The sequence below is a fragment of the bacterium genome (assembly GCA_040757115.1).
Taxonomy (GTDB): Bacteria; UBA9089; CG2-30-40-21; order CG2-30-40-21; family SBAY01; genus JBFLXS01.
Genome location: JBFLYA010000351.1, coordinates 1 through 3,026, shown reverse-complemented (window position 1 = coordinate 3,026; position 3,026 = coordinate 1). Strand labels below are relative to the sequence as shown.

Sequence of the window (3,026 nt, the reverse complement as noted above, 5' to 3'; positions counted from 1 at the left end):
AGGATGATGAAAATAGTGGGAGGAGATAGAAAGTGGGAGGTAAGGAGATAGGCGTAAGGAGTGATGTTTTCTTTACTTTCTACTTTCTACTCTCTACTTTCTACTTCCTTATCTTCAGGAGAATAGAAAATGTCCCTAAAGAAATTTAACGAGCTCCTCACAAAGGAGATAAATTCATTTGTCGAGATATGCTTGAAAACATTAGGAGAAAAAATAAAGGCGATTATCCTCTTTGGCTCAGTTGGTAGGGGGAAATCTCATCCGGATGAAGACCTGGATTTCTGTATTATCGTCAGAGAATATCCCCAACCTGACTACAAATTTGGTGCAAAAATAATGGAATTGTGTGATGAGATAGGGCTAACGCATCCTATTGACCCGGTATTTGTTACTGAAGAGGGATTAAAAGATTTTTCCTCTCCATTTACATTAGAAGTGATAACAGACGGAGTCCTCGTTTATGGAAATTATCCTTTAGAGGAATTAAGAGAATTGATAATCTCTCAAAAAATAAAACCTATCTATGAGGAGGAATCAAGAATTGGGTGGGAATTATCTTCATAAGTGTCATGCCCGAGCAATTGCTTATCTCAGAGATGCCCTTGATGACCTTGAAAGTGGATATGACCTTTTAACAAATAATCGTTACAGTAAGGCTTTATTTCATTTCCAACAAGCAACTGAAAAATCAATGAAGGGTTGTCTGGCAATCTTAGGGAAATTAGTGATTAAGGAGCATAAATGCACTAATATTTTTAAAAGGTTTGTTATCCCTGCCCTTTCAAAAAAAATGAGGGAAGGCTTTACAGAAATTATGTCTGATCTAAGGGAATTAGAATGGACTTATATCCCGACAAGATACAGTGTTACCATTGCTGGTGAAATACGATTAAAGGAATACGATGAAAAAGATATTCAATATGCCTCATCCATTGCCCAAAAGTGTTTAGACTTAACCTATTCGTTCATCGAGGAAAAGACGAATAGAACCCTTCCCAGGGATTTAGAAGGTCTGACGAGATATTTGAGGGAAAATTACTCGGATGTGGTAAATGGTGGTTGGTAATTAATTACCGTACGTGTTTAGCGTGTTCCAAATTGCGTTGATTTGAGAAGTAATTCTTTGTTAAACAATTAGGATACCGGTGCGAAATATTCCACAAGGAGTTTAATGCAAATATCAAAATGTAAAAATCAAAAGGACAAAGCAAAATGCAAAAATATACCCAAATAAATTGAGTTTGCAAATATTTTGCTCTAAAAAGGGATCAAGGATTCGAGGGATCAAGGATTCAAGGGAGGTGAAAAATAAGGTGTTCACTCGCCCCCTGGATCCCTTGACCCCTTGAATCCTTTCAAGAAAGTTTTTGCAAACCTGTTTTCTTTGAGTATGCTTGTAAGGCAATAAATTAAACACGAAGTCAAGATTTTTGATATTTGATATGTCATTTTGCATTTTAATATTTAATTTTTGATTTTGTATTACACAACTTGTTGTGTTTGAAGTGGTTTCGCAATAAGTCAGTACCATTCATTTGTGCTCTCTGACCACGCTAAACAGGTACGGTAATTAATTACCAATTACCCCAAAAGGAGGAATGCAAAATGGGTCGGTTGATTTTAGGTGGGTTAATCATCTTTTGCCTCGTCACAATCGCCCGGGCAGATAGTGAAGTTACCGGGATAATTGAAAAGATTGAAATTCAAGGCGTAACTAAAATCCGTGAAAAATTCATAAGACGAGAAATAACGATTGAAGTAGGGGAAAAATTTGACCTCAAAAAGGCAATAGAAGATAAGAATGAGATAATCCGTAACTTGAAGTATATTGAACAGGTTAATCTCTATATCAAACCTGGTAGTGAAGAGGGGAAATTAATCGTCATCTTTGAAATCCAGGAAACGAAATCCAAATCCCTTACCTTAAATGCCGGCTATAGTGATGAAGAAAAATTCTTTGGTTTCTGCCAGGTCTGGTATGAAAATTTCCTGCATCGAGGGATGCATTTAGGAGTTGGTTTGAAAAAAGGTAAAAATGTGGATTCTTCATCATTTACGCTTTATGAGCCCCGCTTATTCCATACACCTTATTCCTTTAAGTTAAAAATATACAGTGATGAATACAAAAGAACTCAATTCCCTTATGAAGATAGTGGTAAATACTGGATTGACCAGGATGGTTTTTTACTCGAATTTGGTAAAAGGGCTATTTTCAAAAATGTTAATCTCTGGCTAAAATATCGTGATGAGAATGTTCAGGTAAGTGAAGACTATCCAGAAATAACTACCACAAAACCAACAGCCCAAATAAAGAGCTTGATTGTGCATCTGGACTTTGACTCTTGTAAATTTCAGGATATACAGGCTAAATATGCCCTTCCTTTTGAATCTCCTGACGAAACCCGATGGCTCAATCCCATAACTGGTGGAAAGTATGAGTTGTTGGGCGAGATAGTGAATGATTCTTTGGGTGCGGATTATAACTTTACTAAATATACCCTGAACTTGAATCAATACTTAAGTCTGGGTAATGCACAAGTATTGGCTCTCTCGAGCAAAAGTGGTTATATTAATGGAAATGCCCCGTTTTATGAAAGGTTTTATGTGGGAGGAATTGATACCATTCGCGGGTATAAAGAAAGGGGACTGACAAACACCGGAGGAAATAAATTATTAATTTTCACCACTGAATATCGTTTTGGGTTAACTAATTTCATTCAAGGGGTTTTATTTACGGATGCGGGTTATTCATGGGAAAAAGGCAAACGGATTAATCTGGACGACCTTGAATATGGAATAGGAACAGGAATCAGGATTCATCATTCCTTAATCGGTGGAATTAGCATTAATTTGGGGTATGGATTAAAGAAAAAGGATTGGGAAATTCATATAGGAAATCTGTAACCGTTCAGGCTATATATCAAAAGTGTAAGAAAGGGGATAAGGAGATAAGGGCGATATGGAGATAAGATAATAGAAATAGATTGAAATTTATAGAAATAGGTAGAAATTGATTGTGGAAAACA

3 protein-coding genes are annotated in these 3,026 nt (G+C 36.3%); all 3 read left to right on the top strand.

Annotation, left to right across the window (positions count from 1 at the left end; genetic code table 11):
* Window positions 1–129: 129 nt before the first annotated feature.
* The 3 genes from AB1422_18465 (at window position 130) to AB1422_18455 (ending at window position 2,904) form a co-directional block, all read left to right on the top strand.
* Window positions 130–564 carry a nucleotidyltransferase domain-containing protein gene (locus AB1422_18465; protein MEW6621284.1) on the top strand — a complete coding sequence of 145 codons (435 nt, stop codon included), beginning with the start codon at window positions 130–132 and terminating at the stop codon, window positions 562–564.
* Window positions 524–1,066 carry a HEPN domain-containing protein gene (locus AB1422_18460; protein MEW6621283.1) on the top strand — a complete coding sequence of 181 codons (543 nt, stop codon included), beginning with the start codon at window positions 524–526 and terminating at the stop codon, window positions 1,064–1,066. Before AB1422_18465 ends, AB1422_18460 begins: the two co-directional genes overlap by 41 nt.
* A 539-nt stretch (window positions 1,067–1,605) precedes the next feature.
* Window positions 1,606–2,904, top strand: coding sequence for a BamA/TamA family outer membrane protein (locus tag AB1422_18455; protein MEW6621282.1), 1,299 nt, complete (start codon window positions 1,606–1,608; stop codon window positions 2,902–2,904).
* The last annotated feature ends 122 nt before the right edge of the window (window positions 2,905–3,026 follow it).